Annotated in this window: 19 protein-coding genes; 7 read left to right on the top strand and 12 right to left on the bottom strand. The window is 33.9% G+C overall.

Annotated features, from left to right (window positions below; translation table 11 throughout):
• Positions 1-460: 460 nt before the first annotated feature.
• Positions 461-2,602, top strand: coding sequence for a serine/threonine-protein kinase (locus tag IQ226_RS08630; RefSeq protein ID WP_193894545.1), 2,142 nt, complete (start codon positions 461-463; stop codon positions 2,600-2,602).
• A 64-nt stretch (positions 2,603-2,666) separates the two neighbouring features.
• Here the strand turns inward: IQ226_RS08630 and IQ226_RS08625 are convergent, their stop codons facing one another.
• Complete coding sequence (locus tag IQ226_RS08625; RefSeq protein WP_193894543.1) at positions 2,667-3,497, bottom strand: DUF1828 domain-containing protein; 831 nt, start codon at positions 3,495-3,497, stop codon at positions 2,667-2,669.
• Positions 3,498-3,731: 234 nt separating this feature from the next.
• Here IQ226_RS08625 and IQ226_RS08620 point away from each other — a divergent pair, with 234 nt between their 5' ends.
• Entirely contained in the window at positions 3,732-5,111 is a 1,380-nt protein-coding gene (locus tag IQ226_RS08620) for an AAA family ATPase (RefSeq protein ID WP_193894541.1), read from the top strand.
• A complete protein-coding gene (locus IQ226_RS08615) occupies positions 5,101-5,664 on the top strand; it encodes a hypothetical protein (RefSeq protein WP_193894538.1) in 564 nt (187 codons plus the stop codon). The genes IQ226_RS08620 and IQ226_RS08615 overlap by 11 nt, the downstream gene beginning before the upstream one ends.
• A 105-nt stretch (positions 5,665-5,769) precedes the next feature.
• Here IQ226_RS08615 and IQ226_RS08610 read toward each other — a convergent pair whose 3' ends face one another.
• The 10 genes from IQ226_RS08610 to IQ226_RS08565 all read right to left on the bottom strand — a co-directional run bounded on the left by IQ226_RS08610 (position 5,770) and on the right by IQ226_RS08565 (position 15,422).
• A complete protein-coding gene (locus IQ226_RS08610) occupies positions 5,770-6,024 on the bottom strand; it encodes an excisionase family DNA-binding protein (RefSeq protein ID WP_193894536.1) in 255 nt (84 codons plus the stop codon).
• 27 nt (positions 6,025-6,051) lie between these two features.
• The gene (locus tag IQ226_RS08605; RefSeq protein WP_193894534.1) at positions 6,052-7,008 is read right to left on the bottom strand and encodes a hypothetical protein; all 957 of its coding nucleotides are present in this window, start codon (positions 7,006-7,008) and stop codon (positions 6,052-6,054) included.
• 17 nt (positions 7,009-7,025) lie between these two features.
• A complete protein-coding gene (locus tag IQ226_RS08600; protein ID WP_193894532.1) occupies positions 7,026-8,216 on the bottom strand; it encodes an AAA family ATPase in 1,191 nt (396 codons plus the stop codon).
• A 220-nt stretch (positions 8,217-8,436) separates the two neighbouring features.
• Positions 8,437-9,105 (bottom strand): MAE_28990/MAE_18760 family HEPN-like nuclease, encoded by a 669-nt coding sequence (locus IQ226_RS08595; RefSeq protein ID WP_193894530.1) that lies wholly within the window; start codon positions 9,103-9,105, stop codon positions 8,437-8,439.
• Positions 9,105-10,184, bottom strand: coding sequence for a DUF262 domain-containing protein (locus IQ226_RS08590; RefSeq protein WP_193894528.1), 1,080 nt, complete (start codon positions 10,182-10,184; stop codon positions 9,105-9,107). The genes IQ226_RS08595 and IQ226_RS08590 overlap by 1 nt, the downstream gene beginning before the upstream one ends.
• A gap of 138 nt (positions 10,185-10,322) precedes the next feature.
• On the bottom strand, positions 10,323-12,899 hold the full coding sequence (gene leuS / locus IQ226_RS08585) for a leucine--tRNA ligase (protein WP_193894526.1): 2,577 nt from the start codon (positions 12,897-12,899) through the stop codon (positions 10,323-10,325).
• A 135-nt stretch (positions 12,900-13,034) separates the two neighbouring features.
• Positions 13,035-13,763, bottom strand: coding sequence for a DUF4351 domain-containing protein (locus IQ226_RS08580; RefSeq protein ID WP_228039325.1), 729 nt, complete (start codon positions 13,761-13,763; stop codon positions 13,035-13,037).
• Entirely contained in the window at positions 13,721-14,179 is a 459-nt protein-coding gene (locus IQ226_RS08575; RefSeq protein WP_193894524.1) for a caspase family protein, read from the bottom strand. Before IQ226_RS08575 ends, IQ226_RS08580 begins: the two co-directional genes overlap by 43 nt.
• Positions 14,172-14,354, bottom strand: coding sequence for a hypothetical protein (locus tag IQ226_RS08570; RefSeq protein WP_228039324.1), 183 nt, complete (start codon positions 14,352-14,354; stop codon positions 14,172-14,174). The genes IQ226_RS08575 and IQ226_RS08570 overlap by 8 nt, the downstream gene beginning before the upstream one ends.
• A 279-nt stretch (positions 14,355-14,633) precedes the next feature.
• Positions 14,634-15,422, bottom strand: coding sequence for a TIGR01548 family HAD-type hydrolase (locus IQ226_RS08565; RefSeq protein WP_193894522.1), 789 nt, complete (start codon positions 15,420-15,422; stop codon positions 14,634-14,636).
• 494 nt (positions 15,423-15,916) lie between these two features.
• Here IQ226_RS08565 and IQ226_RS08560 point away from each other — a divergent pair, with 494 nt between their 5' ends.
• From IQ226_RS08560 to IQ226_RS08545, 4 genes are all read left to right on the top strand, one after another.
• Positions 15,917-16,252, top strand: a complete 336-nt coding sequence (locus IQ226_RS08560; RefSeq protein ID WP_193894520.1) for a hypothetical protein — start codon at positions 15,917-15,919, stop codon at positions 16,250-16,252.
• A gap of 20 nt (positions 16,253-16,272) precedes the next feature.
• A complete protein-coding gene (locus tag IQ226_RS08555; protein WP_015079483.1) occupies positions 16,273-16,509 on the top strand; it encodes a DNA-directed RNA polymerase subunit omega in 237 nt (78 codons plus the stop codon).
• 156 nt (positions 16,510-16,665) lie between these two features.
• Positions 16,666-17,166 (top strand): hypothetical protein, encoded by a 501-nt coding sequence (locus tag IQ226_RS08550; protein WP_193894518.1) that lies wholly within the window; start codon positions 16,666-16,668, stop codon positions 17,164-17,166.
• Between the two features lie 11 nt (positions 17,167-17,177).
• On the top strand, positions 17,178-17,540 hold the full coding sequence (locus IQ226_RS08545) for a hypothetical protein (protein ID WP_193894516.1): 363 nt from the start codon (positions 17,178-17,180) through the stop codon (positions 17,538-17,540).
• Between the two features lie 285 nt (positions 17,541-17,825).
• Here the strand turns inward: IQ226_RS08545 and IQ226_RS08540 are convergent.
• Positions 17,826-17,936, bottom strand: a 111-nt coding sequence (locus IQ226_RS08540) for a transposase (RefSeq protein WP_143336292.1), incomplete at its 5' end; no start/stop codon positions are given.

Below are 17,936 nucleotides of genomic sequence, written 5' to 3'. Positions count from 1 at the left end.
ATTTGATATCCATATCATATATTCTATATCCTCTAAACGCAATATCCGAAACAGTAATCAGATAAAATATGCTTTATAAACCGTTGTGACAAAGCAATAGGTTTTGTTTATTTTTTGGACATTTTTATTGAGAAGCTATATAAAACTTTGTAAATTCTCATCACAATTTTACATATCTGTAACCCAAAATACAGATTAATAAATCATCTTAATTAGAAAACCCAAATAAAGAAATAATTGTTTTTACCTAAAATATAAACTTAATTTCCACCAAAATATACATCATCATAATAATGGCAAAATGCCGTTATTTTCTATTTCTCATGAGATATCATCAAAATAATTGGCAATAATATATCTTCCATGCTTGTGAAGTTCCAGGTTAAATATAATTACTAATTGCTGTAGTCAAATCTAGGTTTATCTATATATTTTATCATGCAGATGCACCATATAGATTATGATCTGCTGTCTAAATCCCGATTGTTCAAATCCTCAAAATCCCGATCATCATCAACTTTGTCAAACTTGTCACACTCCGTTAGTGCCACTTTTGAGAAATCGGTTTCGTGTTCTCCGTGTTCTTTCTGACGAAGGAGGATTTGGCAGAACTTATATATCCGAAGATATTGATAAATTAAATGAATTATGCGTAGTTAAACAACTAGCACCAAAATTCCAAGGTACTTGGTCACAAAAAAAAGCAACTCAACTATTCTCAGAAGAAGCCAGACGACTGCAAGAATTAGGAGAACATCCCCAAATTCCCACACTTATAGCTTATTTTCAGCAAGACAATTGTTTGTATTTAGTACAACAATTTATTGATGGTCAAAATTTATTCAATGAATTGAAATCTCGAAGAATTTATAAAGATTGGGATATTCAATCTATTTTATTAGATTTATTACCAATTATCAAATTTGTGCATCAACATGGAGTAATTCATCGTGATATTAAACCAGAAAATATTATTCGCCGAAAAACTGATGGGAGATTAACACTCATTGATTTTGGTTCTTCCAAACAATTAACCGCACAGGTACAGCGAAAAAATGGTACTTCTATCGGTTCACATGGTTATTCTCCCATTGAACAAATTAGAGATGGAAAAGCCTATCCCGCAAGTGATTTATTTAGTTTAGGTGCTACTTGTTTTCATCTATTAACAGGAATTTCTCCTTTTCAATTATGGATGGAATATGGTTATGCTTGGGTAGGAAATTGGCAGCAGTATTTAGGCTTTCCTTTGAGTTCAGAGTTATCAGAAATCATAGATAAATTACTCCAAAAAGAAATAGCTAGTCGCTATCAATCGGCTGATGAAGTAATTAGAGATTTGATGAAAAAGCATACTCATATTCTACCAGCAGCAAATCATAAAATCATAAAATCACCTGGGAAAAAATCTCAATCACATTCATCAAAATATACTTGGGTCAGAAATTTAATTTTCATATCGGGGATAATTGTCTTTTTCGCATTAGCAGAATCGGGTTATCGAGAATTTCGCAAATTAAAAACCAACTTCTCATTTAGTTGGAGTCAACCTCGCAATAGTCCACCAATCTCGGCAATATCAGAAAAAAAATTATCTTTAGTTAATACTTTCTCTGGACATAAAAGCAAAGTTCTATCCGTAGTTATGAGTTCAAATGGTAAACTAATTATCAGTGGTGGTGATTGCGAGAAAAGTAATAATAGTCAATGTCATAATCTTAAATCATGGGATGTCATTACAGGTAAAGAAATTGCCAGTCTTCAGGGACATTCCCAAAATGTCAATGCAGTAGCTATCACTCCTAATGGGAAAACTTTAGTTAGTGCTAGTGATGATAAAACTATTAAAGTTTGGAACTTACAAACAAATCAATTAATTCACACTTTAAATGGTCATACAGATGCGGTGCATAGTTTAGTTATTAGTGGTGATGGGAAAACTTTAATTAGTGCTAGTGATGATAAAACTATTAAAGTTTGGAACTTACAAACAAATCAATTAATTCGCACTTTAATTGGTCATAAATATTGGGTGCGTTCTGTAGATATTAGTCCTGATGGTGTTACCTTAGCAAGTGGTAGTTTTGATAAAACGATTAAATTATGGAATCTTAATCAAGAAGCACCAATTCTGAATTTAGCTACCAGTTCACAAACAGTTATAGCTGTGGCTTTTAGTCCTAACGATAAAATTTTAGCAAGTTCCAGCCGCGATCGCGTAAGCGCTGACCGAAGGTATCGCACAATTAAATTGTGGAATCTGCAAACCCTCAAAGAAATTCGGACTCTCATGGTAGGAGATAATAGTGTGAATACTATTGCTTTTAGTCCCGATGGTAAAATTTTAGCAAGCGCTGGACGAAATATTTCTGAAGAACAAATCTATCACACCATTAAACTCTGGAACGTAGCTACAGGAGAGGAAATACTAACATTGACGGGACATAGTAATGCTGTCACCTCCCTTGCTTTTAGTGCTGACGGGAAGTTTATAGTTAGTGGTGGTGAAGATAATTTAATTAAAATTTGGCAGATTCCAGTCAATGATGATAAAAATTTTCCCCGGCGAGGTTTGGTACTTGATAAAACTAAATTTCGGTAGCCTGGGAATTAATTCCCAGTCTAATAGCAAAAGTCGGCTGAAGCCGACTGGAAGACTTTTATTTTTATTCAAGAAACTTTTGAAGATCATCCCTGTTAGACCACTTCACTACATCAGATACACGATTTAACAAAGTGATATTATTTTCATTCCACAAATTTTTACTATCGTCAATTAATGAAATAAAGTTATATTTACTTTCCTTTAAATAGCTAATCTCCGACCAGGTAGTAAAAACTTTATCTACTCTCATCCTCGCCGTTCGGAGAGCAGGTGTACTAAGCGTATTAATTAAAGTAGTACCATGAGGACGATGTACACAAAAATCTACACTCCTAGCAGTTCCAGACATTCCTGTAATTTTTTTGTTTCTTTCAACATTTAGCTTCTTCTTATTTAAAAACTTTGTTACTTCTTCAGTAATAGGCTCAAAAGTTGGTACTTTGAGTTTCGTATTAGTATCAGCAACTCTAATTATTGCTTGAGATAAACGAAGAACTGCATCAGCTAAATTATCATCTTTTTTTAAACGAGTAATTAGCATCCCATTAAATTGTTCAACTCCATGAGTAATAACTATATCTTTAATAATTATTTCTTGGTTTTTTAATAAGCTGTAGGCAGCAGTTTGTAAATAAAGCCAACCAAAGGTTTCACCTAAGTCAGTTAATACGTAGGATTCTTCTTTCTCTTTTAAAAATAAATCTATTACACTACCATCAGGAAGAATAAAAGGAGTAGATATTTGTACAAATTCATTTACGGGTGAGCAAACAAATAGCTTTCCAATGGTTTGATTAATTCTTTCACAAATATTGAGTGTCATAAATCTAATGCTACGATAAGACTTTTCTCCATTGGCATTTGATGTAGGTACAATAGCAACTGTAGTCATAATGCTAATTAAGGATATCTGTTATTTATGAATTATAGTAGTAAATTGGTGTATTTTTCTCTCTTTGTGATAAACTTGCTATAAACTACCACAATAAATCTACCAGTAGTGATATATAACAAGGCAATAAACTTTGTTAATTACCCACACAAGTAAATATAGCTGCACCACGCAACCTATCAGAAATCACAGAGTATTATTATAATATAAACTGAAATTAGGGAAAGTCGAATTATGAATCAATCTGATTCCAATAATGGCAAACAAAACAAAAATGTCAAAGGAATTACAAAAATTTCTGTCAGTGGTTATAAGTCACTTTATGATGAATGCAGTATTGAAGTACGCCCGTTAACAATTCTTGCAGGTGCTAATAGTTCGGGAAAATCTAGCATCATGCAACCTTTATTGTTGATGAAACAAACTCTAGAAGCAACTTATGATCCTGGTGCATTATTACTTAATGGACCCAATGTTAAGTTTACTTCAGCCACACAATTATTCTCTAAAATATCTGGAATCAAACCTAATAATAAGTTTACCGTTGGTATCGGTATAGAGAATGATCAAATTATTAGTAATGTATTTACAACACATAAAAAAGAAGCGATAGAAATTGTTGAAATGATATATAAAGGAAATGAACAAGAGTTTTCCCTTTTACCAGATATGTTGCCAGGAGATGTAATGAATGTTTTACCAAAGCCATATATAGAAATATATAATGCAATTCAAGATACAGAAGCATTAAAAAATAAAATGGTATGGGTTGTTGATAGAAATCGGTGTTTTTTAGAGTTTTGCTTATCAGCAAGTGAAAAATATATTATTTCTCAAAATCCCTTCTTTAACTTCTTATATTCCAGTCCTTGGGAAGTTTTTGGTAATTATATCCGTCAAATAATTCATGTACCAGGATTAAGGGGAAATCCTGAACGAAATTATAAAATTACAGCTATAGGTGATGAATTTCCAGGTACATTTGAAAATTACGTTGCTAGTGTGATCAATTATTGGCAAAAAGGTAAAAATAACAAAACTATTAAAGAATTATGTGCTGCATTAGAAACACTAGGATTAACTTGTAAAGTACAAGCAAGACAAGTTAATGATACACAAGTAGAATTAAGAGTAGGTCGTCTGCCAACACCTTCTAAGTCTAAAGATGATATGGTGAATATTGCTGATGTTGGATTTGGTGTTTCCCAAACCTTACCTGTTTTAGTTGCTTTATTAGTAGCAAAACCAGGACAATTAGTATATATTGAACAACCAGAAATTCACCTTCATCCTCGCGCTCAAATTGCTATGGCAGAAATATTATCTAATGCAGCAAAAAGAGGTGTTAAAGTAGTTGTAGAAACTCATAGCGATAAATTAATTCTAGCAATTCAATCTTTAGTTGCCGAAGGTAATTTATCACCAGATATAGTAAAACTGCACTGGTTTACGCGGCAAGAAAATGGTATAACAAATGTCAATAGTGCTGATTTAGATGAAACAGGCGCTTTTGGAGATTGGCCAGAAGATTTTGGTGATTTATCTCTACAATTAGAAAACCGTTATTTAAGTGCTGCGGAAGCTCGTTTAATGCAGGGTGTACATGGTGGCTAAAGTAAATTCTCAACGTTTGGTAATTGATGCTTCTGTAGCTCGTTCTGCTGGTGATAAAAATGCTACTTATCCCCAGTCGGTTCATTGTCGTGAATTTTTATTAGCAGTTTTAGATATTTGTCATCAAATTGTGATGACACCAGCTATAAAATCAGAATGGGATAAACATCAATCAAAATTTGCCCTAACTTGGCGACGACAAATGGTAGCAAAGAAAAAATGGAACTATCTGGAAATATCAATAAATGATAGTTTATGGACTGAAATAGAAAGTATTGCTGCTAATGTTGGTAATAAAAGAATTGCGGAAATGACAAAAGATTTATGTTTAATAGAAGCAGCACTAGCAACAGATAAAATTGTTATATCATTGGATGATAATACTGCTAGAAAATTTTTTAGTGAAGCATCTGTAAAAATTGATGAACTCAAGGATATTGTATGGGTAAATCCAGATAAAGTAGATGAAGAACAACCAATTGAATGGTTAAGAAATGGAGCAAAAGTAGAAAGCGATCGCCTACTAATGAATTATTCTGACAAAAAAATATAGAATCTGTAGGTTGGTTTAACCCAAGGAAACCCAACATCAATCAATAATAATACATAAGTCGGGTTGCATTTCATTTAACCTAATCTACAAATTACTTGCTTGCATTTAATATCCCATATTTAATTCTTGAGCTTGATTTGCCAATTCTGCTAAAGTTTCTCTACGTTTAGCATCAATTATATTTTTATACCCTATCAAATCTTGATAGAATATTCGGCGATGATTTCCCACTTTATGATAAGAGATTTCACCAGAGTCTAATAATTGAATCAAATAAGGATGGGAAACATTGAGAATTTTAGTCGCTTCTTGTGTTGTTATTTGATCAGAAGTAGCAAGATTTTCTTTTCTGGTTTGCATTTCATTTAACCTAATCTACAAAATTATTTATTCTTCAATTAATTTGTATAGCGTCTTAAAGAAAAAAGGAATATGATTTTCAACAATACAATCTTGTTTTGAATAAAACTTACCAATTTCTAGAGATAATTGTTCTCTAAATTTATAAGGTGAATGAGTCCAATTATCATCAGGTAAAATTTGCCGCCAATATTCTTTAGATTTGACAAGCATTAGTACAGCATTTATTAACTGAGTTTTATAATGTAAATCTTGATTATTTGCATACTCTTCTTGCCAAGAATATTGAAATTTATCTATTTCCATATCATCAAAATTAGAAAGGTGGCTGATTCTCTTAATTACTCTTTCCCAATGAATTTGTAAATCAGCATCATTAGTCATATCATTAACCATATCTAAATAAATATTTTCTAAATTAACAGGAATTTCTTTATATAAAGGAGGAATAATATATTGGTTATCAAAAACTTCCTGAATATCAGGTTTTAAAAAGTAAGCTTCCTTATGAATTAAACCAGTAACCCATATACGATGATGGTTTAGAAGCGTTTCATTAATCTTTGTTTCATTATAAATGCTATAGAAAATATCATCCGTATTTTTAAACTCGTAATCTTCTTTTATATCTGCAAATTGAATATCTAAATCTACAATCGCAAAAAGTTTATCAGGATTTAAAAATGATTGGCTGCTATCAGCATTATGTAAATCTAAAATTCTAAAGAATGTATTTAAAACATCATTTCTATCTCCACAATTAAAAAAAATTGGTCTATATTCCTTCCACCATGTTGGTACACAAGCATTATAAAAGTTAGCATCTGGCATTTGTTCCATTTGCTTATATAATTGAGGTGAGCGTCTACCTTCTACTTTTGGGGGAATAAGACCTTCACAGAGAATGACAATTTTATTTTTAATTCTGCTATCTCGAATAATCTTTAAACAATGTTCTTTTAGTTCCTGCTCATTAAGACTCATATTTTTGATTAGGTTGATTATTGAATTGTTCTTGCTTGTAATTTTGGATCTAATTCCTTCACATGAGCAGGTGTAACTGCATTACATAATTCATAGGAATGAGTTGCAAGAATATATTGATTAGTCGCACCCCATTCTTCTAAATCTCTAACTATTTGATATTGCCAATCTGGGTGAAATGATATTTCCAATTCATCCATTAATACAATAGCATCTTCTATTTTATTATGTTTTAGCCACATATATATACATAATCTTTTTAATTCTCCATGACTTAAATCTTCTGGATAAAGTTCTGTTTCATCACCATCAATTTTAAAATTAATTCCAGACAAATCTGGTTCTACATTAATTTTCTTGTTACTCAAAAGATTGTTAAGTTCATCTAATAGTTTTACATAATTATTACCATAATTTCCTCTTTGTTTTACAGCTTGTGCAAAATCATCATTTCGTGCTTTTTTAAAGGCTTCAATCAGAATATCTATTGCTAGGAAATCATAGGTAAAAAATCCAGGTAATTTAGAATTAGCTGTTTTAATTTGTTGATAATAGTTAGTTTGATTGTTTGCTTGAGTTTTAAATAGTGACTTTCTGTTATCTGGTTGTAGAAATAAAAATATTTGTGAAATATGAGCAGTTAGAAATATTTTATTTGATAATTCAATTACAAACTTACTTACATCATGTATATCATCTATTCCATCTACTTGACAAACTAATCTCTCTATAAAATTTTCAGCGGACTGAAAATTATAAATAAAGAATAAACTAATATATTTTTCTAATTTTTCTTCATAAAAACTAGTTAATTTAACTTGTTCGTCATCTTGATTTAACGAATTAACAATATAAGATTCACTATGTAGATCATCTTGATTTAACAAATTAACAATATAAGATTCACTACAAATAAAAAAATCAAGTGTTACAGTTTTATTACCATCCCAAATATCAATGATAGCTAATTTTCTTTTACCAGATTCATCATTAACATGAAAACCATATAGTAAATTTTGTATAAACTCCACTCTATCAGGATTACCAGCACAATGTAACAGCACAAAAATCAATTGTAATAATGTACTTTTACCACCACCATTTTGACTCCCAAAGGGAAAAATACGCGGAGTAAATTCCTTCTCAAAAGTAATATCTACATTTTTTAAAGCCCGAAAATCAGGTACTTGGATTCTTTGTATGTGCATAAATTATAGTGTTTTAACTTTACAAGTATACCACACCCATTATACTCTCTTCCCAGCGAAATATTACTTATCTTCTTCTTTTCTTCCTTCGTGTTCTTCGTCCCTTCGTGGTTCATTCACTCTTATTCCATGTTGTAGGTTGGTTTGACGCAAGGAAACCCAACATTAACCAACAATAATAAATGTATTGGGTTGCATTTCATTTAACTCAACTTAAAAACTATTTAAGATATGACCTATTGATAAACCCAGTTTTAATTCTATCAAACACTAAATCCATCAGTTTATCAACCAGTTTAATTGCTCTCTCTAAATCTTCTCTCTTTACTACTATAGAACTTTGTTGTCCATGAGCAACTGTATTTCTAATTTTGAGGAGGAATTTATCGAGTTCCTCTTCTAATGAATATCTAGGTTCTGGATATTCTGGAATTTTCTCCAAATTAAACTCAGTTAATATTCTATTTAAAACCTTAAAACCAACATTGCTTTCTGTATTTATATTTGGATTAATTTCCAGTGGATTAGTTTTATAAAACACCCTCAACTTATTAAAGAAACTTACTTTTTTCTTAAATTTCTCTGCATCTGGATATTGTTTAAATTGGGGAAATGTAGATTCAATATGATATATGGTTATTGAGTCACACACTTGATCAATAGTAAGTTCTAATTTATTTAACTCTTGAATATATATTTTAAAAGCAGTTTGAATAAAACCTTCCCAAATAGAATAAATTATTGGGATTGAATGGTAAAGAAATAATTCTTCATCTCTTGGCGAAAATCCATATCTGACATACAGCAATCTTAACCGTGACATTAATTCTCTTCTTTCCTCAATGTCTGACATTATTTGTTGTTCTAAAAGAGTGATCTGATTAGTCATTATTCATTGATGTTTCCAAATATTCTCTTTGCTTCTGTCAGACGATTGATAATTCTGTCTTTTTGATTATTTCCTCCTCTTCTGGAAAACTTGATTAAAACAGAGTCTTTATCAACTTCTTTAAGTTTATTCCGTATTACTTCTAAATCTTGAGATTTGTAATAATCATAATTTTCACCTACACCAATCGTAATCACATCATAAAGAGCAGTGGCAAAATTTCCATCTTTCTGACGAAAAATTTCTCTTCCTAAAGGTTGCAGCAATGCAAATACTTGAGTAAATATTCTTTCATAACCTTCATAATCAAAATTTTCTTTTTCTAAAGCATCTTTCATGAACTTAGTCATGTGTTGTGAAATACTGGTGCGGACTTCTTTGAGATTTTTGTAAAGAGAAATAAATCTCAAAGCCAATTCTTCATCATACAATTCCTCATACTGCTCATTGCTCAAATCAATTAATTTCCGAAAATCTTGATTAGCTGCAAGCTTTTTGAGAAAATCATTAAACTTAGGTGAAATATCCCTGTAAATACAATTTCTAATCTCCTGAGTAGTCAACGGAGAACCACCGGTATTCAGTCTATTAAAGAGTTCAAATCGCATATCATAATTACTATTCCATCTCAGAATTTCAACTCTGCAAGTTGATCTTTTTATGTTTAGTCGAAACTGATTTGGTATTGTTTCATAAGTGAATCCTTCTAAAGATTCTACTCGTTCACCTTTCATCAACTCCCAATTATTTTTATTCCTAATACCTTCATCTTCACTTTTCAAAACTCCAAAAAACGAAAGTACAGTAGAAATTCTTTGGAGACCATCAACTAATTCCCATACTCCATCCCCATCTTCAGCTACAAATATGGGAGGAATGGGAATACCTAAAAGTATAGACTCAATAAACCGTGTTCTCTGTTCTTCATCCCAACGAAAGTATCTTTGAAATGCAGGTTTAATAACAATTTCTTTATCTTCATACATACGCATTATTTCTCCGAAAGATACATCAAGTCTATCAGTGTGTAATAAATTTCTCTGTTCTTCAATTTGTGTTTTCAGTTTTTCAGTATCCATGTTATTTACCGTTAGCAATGGGTAATTGTTATTATCCAATTATATCAAGTGTATAATAAATAGGTGGGTTAACTAATTGTGTAGTGTAACCCACCCTACAAACTCTCCGCGCCTCTGCGTCTCTGCGAGAAACAAAAACTAACCCAAAACGAAATTCACCAACTTACCAGGAACAACGATCGCCTTTTTAACTTCCTTACCTTCAAGATAACGTTGTCCAACCTCCGACTCCCGCGCATATTTTTCCAATTCCGCCTTATCAGATTTTGCAGGAACTTGAATAGCACCGCGAGTTTTACCCATAATTTGAATCACCAAAGTAATTTCATCAGCTATCAAAGCCGTAGGATCAAAACTTGGCCAAGTTTGAGTATGCACCGTCCCCTTATTCCCCAATAATTGCCATAATTCATCAGCAATATGGGGGGCAAAAGGCGCTAACATAATCACTAAAGTTTGCATCCCTTCCGCGTAAATCGGGGAATTATGACAATCAGCATCAGTCAAGGCATTATTTAACTTCATTAATTCCGAAATTGCGGTATTGAATTGATATTCATCTACCACATCTTCCGTAATTGCTTGAATGGCAATATGAATGAAGCGACGCAAATCTTTTTCGGATTTTGTCAGTTGTCCGTTGTTAGTTGTAACTTGTTCTGTTTGTACTACATAATCAGTCACCAACCGCCAAACGCGATTTAAAAAGCGGAATTGTCCCTCAACATCAGCCTCATCCCATTCCAAATCTTTCTCAGGAGGTGCTTTAAATAAAATGAACATCCGCGCCGTATCAATGCCATATTTATTAATCACATCTTCCGGCGCAACCCCATTGCCTTTGGATTTGGACATGGTAGCATAGAGACGTTGTAAAGGTTCTCCAGTTTGGGGATCTACAGGATTATTAGCATCAACTAAATTTGAAGGAATCCATTTATCCTTACCACCTTTATTCGGGTTCATGTAAGTTAAACCTTGCACCATTCCCTGAGTTAATAACTTTTGAAATGGTTCATCAAAGTTAAATAAACCTCTATCTCTCAATACCTTAGTGAAGAAACGCGAATACAATAGATGTAAAATTGCGTGTTCAATTCCTCCCACATATTGATCTACAGGCATCCAATCATTTACTTTACCAGAATCAAAAATCTTTTCTGCATTTTGAGCATCTGGATAACGCAAGAAATACCAAGAAGAATCAATAAAAGTATCCATTGTATCGGTTTCCCGTTTCGCAGGAGTACCGCAAGTTGGACAAGGCACATTTACCCAACTTTCTAATTGTGCTAAAGGTGAACCACCACGACCACTTAATTCAATATCTTCCGGTAATTGTACAGGTAAATCTTTGTCGGGGACAGGCACAATTCCACATTCAGGACAGTGAATCACAGGGATAGGTGCGCCCCAATAACGTTGTCGAGAAATTAACCAATCTCTGAGGCGATATTGTACTCTTAATTTACCGAAGTTCTGTTTTTCTGCAAATTCGATAATGGCTTTTTTCGCATCTACAGAATTCATGCCATTAAAGTCACCAGAATTAACTAAAATTCCCGCTTCTGTATATGCTGATTTTAAAGTTTCCTCTGCACCAATTTCTGGAACAATTACAACTTTAATAGCTAAATTTTGTTCTTTGGCAAATTTGAAATCTCGGACATCATGTGCTGGTACACCCATTACCGCACCTGTACCATATTCATAAAGAACATAATCTGCAATCCAAATCGGTACTTCTTCCCCAGTGAAGGGGTTAATAACTTGACCACCTGTAGGAATACCGCGTTTGGGTTTGTCTTCCGCAGTGCGTTCTAGCTCGCTTTGGTTGCTGACTTCCTTGATAAAGGCTGCTACTGCTGCTTTTTGGTCTGATGTGGTAACAACCTGAGTTAAGGGGTGTTCTGGGGCTAAAACGACGTAACTCACACCATAAACAGTGTCGGGACGGGTAGTATAAACGCCGATTTTTTCATCTAAGCCGACAATAGGAAATTCTAAATAAGCACCTGTGGATTTTCCTATCCAGTTGGCTTGCATTAATTTAACTCGTTCTGGCCAACCTGTGAGTTTATCTAAGTCATTTAATAATTCTTCGGCGTAGTCGGTAATCTTGAAAAACCATTGACGTAGTAATTTACGTTCTACAATTGCCCCACTGCGCCAAGAACGTCCTTCATTATCAACTTGTTCGTTTGCTAATACAGTTTGGTCAATGGGGTCCCAATTAACTGCGGCTTCTCTTTGGTAAGCTAAACCTGCTTGTAAAAATTGCAGAAATATCCATTGCGTCCATTTGTAATAATCGGGGGAACAGGTAGCAAGTTCAGTTTCCCAATCTAAGGATAAACCCAGACGTTGTAATTGTTGCCGCATTTGGGCTATATTTTGATAAGTCCATTTGGCAGGAGGTACACCTCTATCAATGGCGGCGTTTTCTGCGGGTAGTCCGAAAGCATCCCAACCCATTGGATGTAATACCCGATACCCTTGCATCCGTTTGAGGCGGGCAATCACATCTGTAATTGTATAATTTCGTACATGACCCATGTGCAAGCTACCGGATGGGTAAGGGAACATGGAAAGCGCGTAGAATTTTGGCTTATTTTGATCTTGAGGTGTTTTATCTAAGCCAAGTTCTGACCATGTTTTTTGCCATTTTTCCTCAATCGTGGCTGGTTGGTATGACGGTTTTTGGGGGGACTCCACAATTAAAACTCCTAATGCTTTTATCTAGTTTCGCTATTGTGGCATAATCTAGATATATTTTTTTCTCACGCAAAGGCGCAAAGACGCAAAGGTAAGAGTTTTTAGAATTAATTTCAGCGAAGTTCGTCCCATGATTTAGCAATGTTCCAGCCAAGTTTCTAAGTCTGTAACTGATGTGAAATCTAATAAAGCTTCTCCTAATTCTTCTAGTTTCTCCACAGTTAACTCTTGGACTTTTTGAATTAATAATGAATCAATTTCCCCAACTCGGCGATTTAAGAGACGGATAATTAGACGTTGTTCTCCCTCTTGTTTAGCAAGTTCTCTGTCTTGTTGGTAAAGTGGTGCTAATCGCATAATCAACTCCTGATCTTCTGTTTGTGAACTTTGATTGATTTTTAAGTTTTTCTGGAGGTTGTAGAGTAGTTCTAAGGTGATTTTGACGTAAGGTTGATTTAATGGTAACGCAGCTAATTCATCAATTGCTCGTTTTTGGACTGTACCTCTACCTAAAAGTCTTAACCATAGTGTTTCTTGAGTTTGGGGTAATTGATGAATAACAACAATTGCGGCGTGTAATGATTTTGCTAAATAGTATATTCCGGGTAAGGAATCTGGTTTTGTTGTCTCGCTAAATCCTGATATGATGTTCTTTGATGCGGTGGGGGTGAGAATCCACAATTTAGGGATCTCAATTTTTATGTTGGTGGTTTGTTCGCGTTTGGCTGCTCTTCGTAATGCACTTCTGACTTCTAATGATTTTAACAGACAATCACAAATTTCTTCTGTTGATGCTGGGTTACGAAATGGCTCAAATATAGCTATTGCTTTTTGATATCTACTCCAATACTTTTTGTGTGCCAACCACTAGCAAAAGCACCACTGTAACAAGCATCTAAAATTAAAACTTGGCGTTTAGAATAACAATTTTTTGATTGTGTTTGAATAAAATTTGCATCTACAGCAGTGGCTTCAAAGTCATCTTTTGCTGTGTTGCGAGTTGCTAAATAGAGATGATTATCATCATTAGTAATTCCATGTCCAGAAAAAAAGAATAATAATAAATCCTCTTTACTTGCATTCCTAAATAGCTTTTGAATTGCTATTCTCATAGCTACTGTATCAGGATTCAGCAGCCGTTCCACCTGTGCAAAGTTTCCCAAGTTAGGATTTTGCAAAACTCGTTCCATAGCCTCGACATCATTGAGTGCAGATAATAGGGGTGGGATACCTGCACCATACTCACTGACTCCAATCAGCAGCGCTATTTTTTTAGCCATTGTTACCACCCATTGCGGCTAATAGGTCTTTGGCTATTTTTTCGCTTTCTAGCAGTTCTTGGCGGCTTTTGGCTTTGATACTGACTTCTTTATCACCGACTTTGACAGTCAGTTCGATGGGTTTATCTCCCAGGCGATCGCCTAAAAAGCTCAAAAATGTTTTAATATTTTTCATACTGACTTGTGCTGTCAGCACTCCGAAAAATATAAATAACCAAAAAGAAGAATTTGAGTTTCTTCTTTGTGAATAATGACTTTTATTTTCATAGTTTGAAGTTCAAGTTTTTCAGTAGGGGATGATTTTAAATCATTATATCTTAATAATACGGTTGAGAGCCTGTTGTTGGTACTTTTGGAAAAACTTCCCCAATTTGCCATTTACTAGTTTTAAATTAGACATTTTGATAAATTTTCTATTGTTCTAGATAATTCAGAAGAATCGGCGGGGATGAGTTCACGATTCTAATTGAGAAATCGTTTTCATTGTTAATTCTTGCACATTTTTAAACACTATTTTTGCTCCAGCTTGCATCAGTTTTTGTGTATAAGCTTCACTAACTGCTGTTGTTTCCTGAACGTGGGGAGGTAATACTCCAACACCTAACCAAATCCGAGAATTATCTATGGCTTTGGCTTTTTCTACAGTGTGCATATCTGCTACAGTATCACCTACATAGACAACTGTTTGTTTTTGATTATTACCATTTTCTAAGATGTTAATAGTCGCAAAAAGTCCGGTAGGATCTGGTTTACCGGGTGCGTCTTCCATAGCAATTAGGATGGGAGATTGTAAACCTAAGCGTTTTTCTAAAACGTAGTTAGCACTCAAGCGAGTAGCACCACTAAAAAACCCCCAAGCAATACCAGATTGCGTGAGTTCTTGAAAATAACTAGGCTGTGCTAATAAAGGTTCATGACAAATGTAGCCGTTCCAATTTTCGGAGTCTGTACCGCGATAACGACTTTGAAAATAAGTGATAATATCTTCATAATCTAATTGGAGTTGTTCTCGCTGTTGTCCTTGACTGACAAAATGGCGGTAAATTAATTCTTGGGAGGCTTCCCAATCGTTATTCCAAATTCCTTCTGATTTGAGGTTGTCAATGTCTGTTGGTGTGGGACGATAGGCTTGGGAGGTAAAATGTTCGACTGTATCGGATATTGCGCGACGATATGAACCGCTAACGTCACGAATTACCCCATCTATATCAAATACAACTATTGCTTTTGTGTTTGCGGTCATGACAGAAACTAGAAAAGGAGGATATATAAAATTCTATAGTAATCCTAATTTGATTTTTGGTATTGCTGATTAAATGTAGGGCTTACGCATTGACAAAGTTTTCTAAATATGTAATGTGGATTTTATCTCTTGTAGGGTGCGTCAGACCCAATAATTTGGTAAAAAACAGATTTCCTCTATCTGACGCACCCTACTCAATAAGTTATTCCCAAAGCCAAAAACGACGCAACTTCGTTCATTCATATGATGGTAAGTTAGTGAGCGTGCGTAAGTCCTAAAATATATGAATATGTCTCACGCCAAGGCGCAAAGGCGCAAAGAATTAAGGTTGCAAAGGTTAAATTTACCAATTTCATCTTTCCATATGGCGATCGCCACGCAGGCTATCAGTAACGCCTAATTTTTTCATGCAAATAGATAAAAGGCTAAAAACTGACAATGCTGATATAATAAGGCTACGATTGCGATTAAATCAGTGGCAAACAATATAAAGTATGGTAACTATCGTTGTCCTGATTAACATCTTTATTTCTATTATGCTCTTTTATTTAGCTCAACAATTACGAAAAGCCAAAAATACTCTAGCATTGATAACGGATATATTTAATCAATATGAATGTGCTAGTTATGCGGCTTTACATACATTACCAGATAATATTTATTTAGCTAAGGAAAAGATGGAAAATCTCTATCTAGAGAACCAAATTTTTAACCAAAAAATCCAACAATTCCGGCAAATTCTCAGTCTCATTATCCTAGTTAGGCAAATTTCTCAAGGATCGTTGCCGTTTCCATGTCTAAATTTGAAAAATCCGAGTAAACTAGGATAGAATCTCCAGAGTCATCAATTATGCTTAAGCGTTCCAAATTCGAGACAACTCAGTCTCAAATCATGCACCGTGCAGAAGAATTAATTAGTGCTGCGTCAAACCGCTATCGCATTACTGTACAGGTGGCAAATCGTGCTAAACGGCGACGTTATGAAGATTTTGAAAATAATGAGGATTCTATCATGAAGCCTGTACTCAGAGCAATTATTGAAATGTCTGATGAATTAAATCAGCCAGAAATTATCGGTGAATTGTAATTTAAAAAATCCTGGCGAATAGAATTCGCGGCTACACAAGCAAAGTCCACCTTCGTGGACTCATAGAAGTTTAACCCACAAAGGTGGGTTTTGTCTGTGTAGAAGCGAATTCTAGTTGCCCTACTTCTAAGTTTGGCGGTATTTTGGATAATGCAAATGAAACAGCAAAAACTTTTAAGAGGTCAATTTTTTTCACCATTTATTATTACTTTAATGACGGTGATCATAGTTGTTTTGGGAATAGGAAATACTAATTTATTGCATATTGCACCCGCAGCCGCGCAAATATTTACTCCTAGCGATGTCTGGCAAAAAGTATATCAACAAATTCCTGATTTTCCCCAAGAAAACCAATATGTTAGTAAAACAACTGGAACAATTGTGGCTACAAATACTTTGGCTAGTCGCCTAATTCGCTATCATATTTATAATAAGGGTAGATCCCCAATTTATCGCCTGGATTGGAAACTGACTTTGGCTGATTATTTGGATGCGAATGAGACTATATATGTTGATAGTTATCCAGGTAATAATATTTTAAAGCAAAATCCTTTAGTTGGCGATCGCATGGCAATTAGTAAACTTACTCGTCGTCAAAGAAACAACCTTGTCCAAGTTTTAGTCAATATTTTTAGTCCCCCTGTTCAAAAGATGTAACTTTACCAGATATGGCGGATAAAAACTTAGAAGATATAATCGTCAAAGTTGCGAAAAAGGTCATTAGAAAAGAGATTAAAAACGGCAATTTGAATAATTTACCAATTATTTCTCCTGAATCTCATCATGGATTGGATAATTGGCAAAATCCAGACACGACAGAGGAAGTTATTGATGATATCCAAATTATTCCTTACACTAGATTACCTGATCAACAAGATATAGAACTTGAGCGTAAATTACGAGAACTCAAGTTTAAACAGGAGTTGAGAAAAGATTGGATTTCTTTTTTAGTGAAAGATGTAATTGTCTATTCTACAACTATGATTTTTATTTTGGTACTGATTGGTTTTTATCTATTTCGGATTAATTGAAATTCAGAGGGAATAGGGAATAGTAATCGAGGGCGGGGAAACCCCGCCCCTACGGGTTTGACAATTTAATCACTGGTTCTCATATTGATTATTCATTACTGGTAGTTGATTCTAATGGAACTACCGTAGCAGGTAAATGTTGATCCATCCAATTAACTAAATCAGTGATTACTTGAAGATAATTAATATCGTAGTGTAAATCATGATAACCTCCAGGATATTCAATTCTTAATTTATCTGGATAGATAACATTTTGATAAAATATTTCAGGCTCTTGCGTCCCTTTTATGGAGAATTAATACTAAAGTGCCAGTTTAATAAACTACGTAATCTAAAATTACTAAAGTTGCGAAATCCATATCCAAGTCTTTTGATTAATTTGAGTTTATTATTAAT

Origin of the sequence: Dolichospermum sp. LEGE 00240, from assembly GCF_015207875.1 — a bacterium.
Classification (GTDB): domain Bacteria; phylum Cyanobacteriota; class Cyanobacteriia; order Cyanobacteriales; family Nostocaceae; genus Dolichospermum; species Dolichospermum gracile.
The sequence above is the reverse complement of the archived record's forward strand: the minus strand, read 5'-3'. Positions and strand labels throughout refer to the sequence as shown.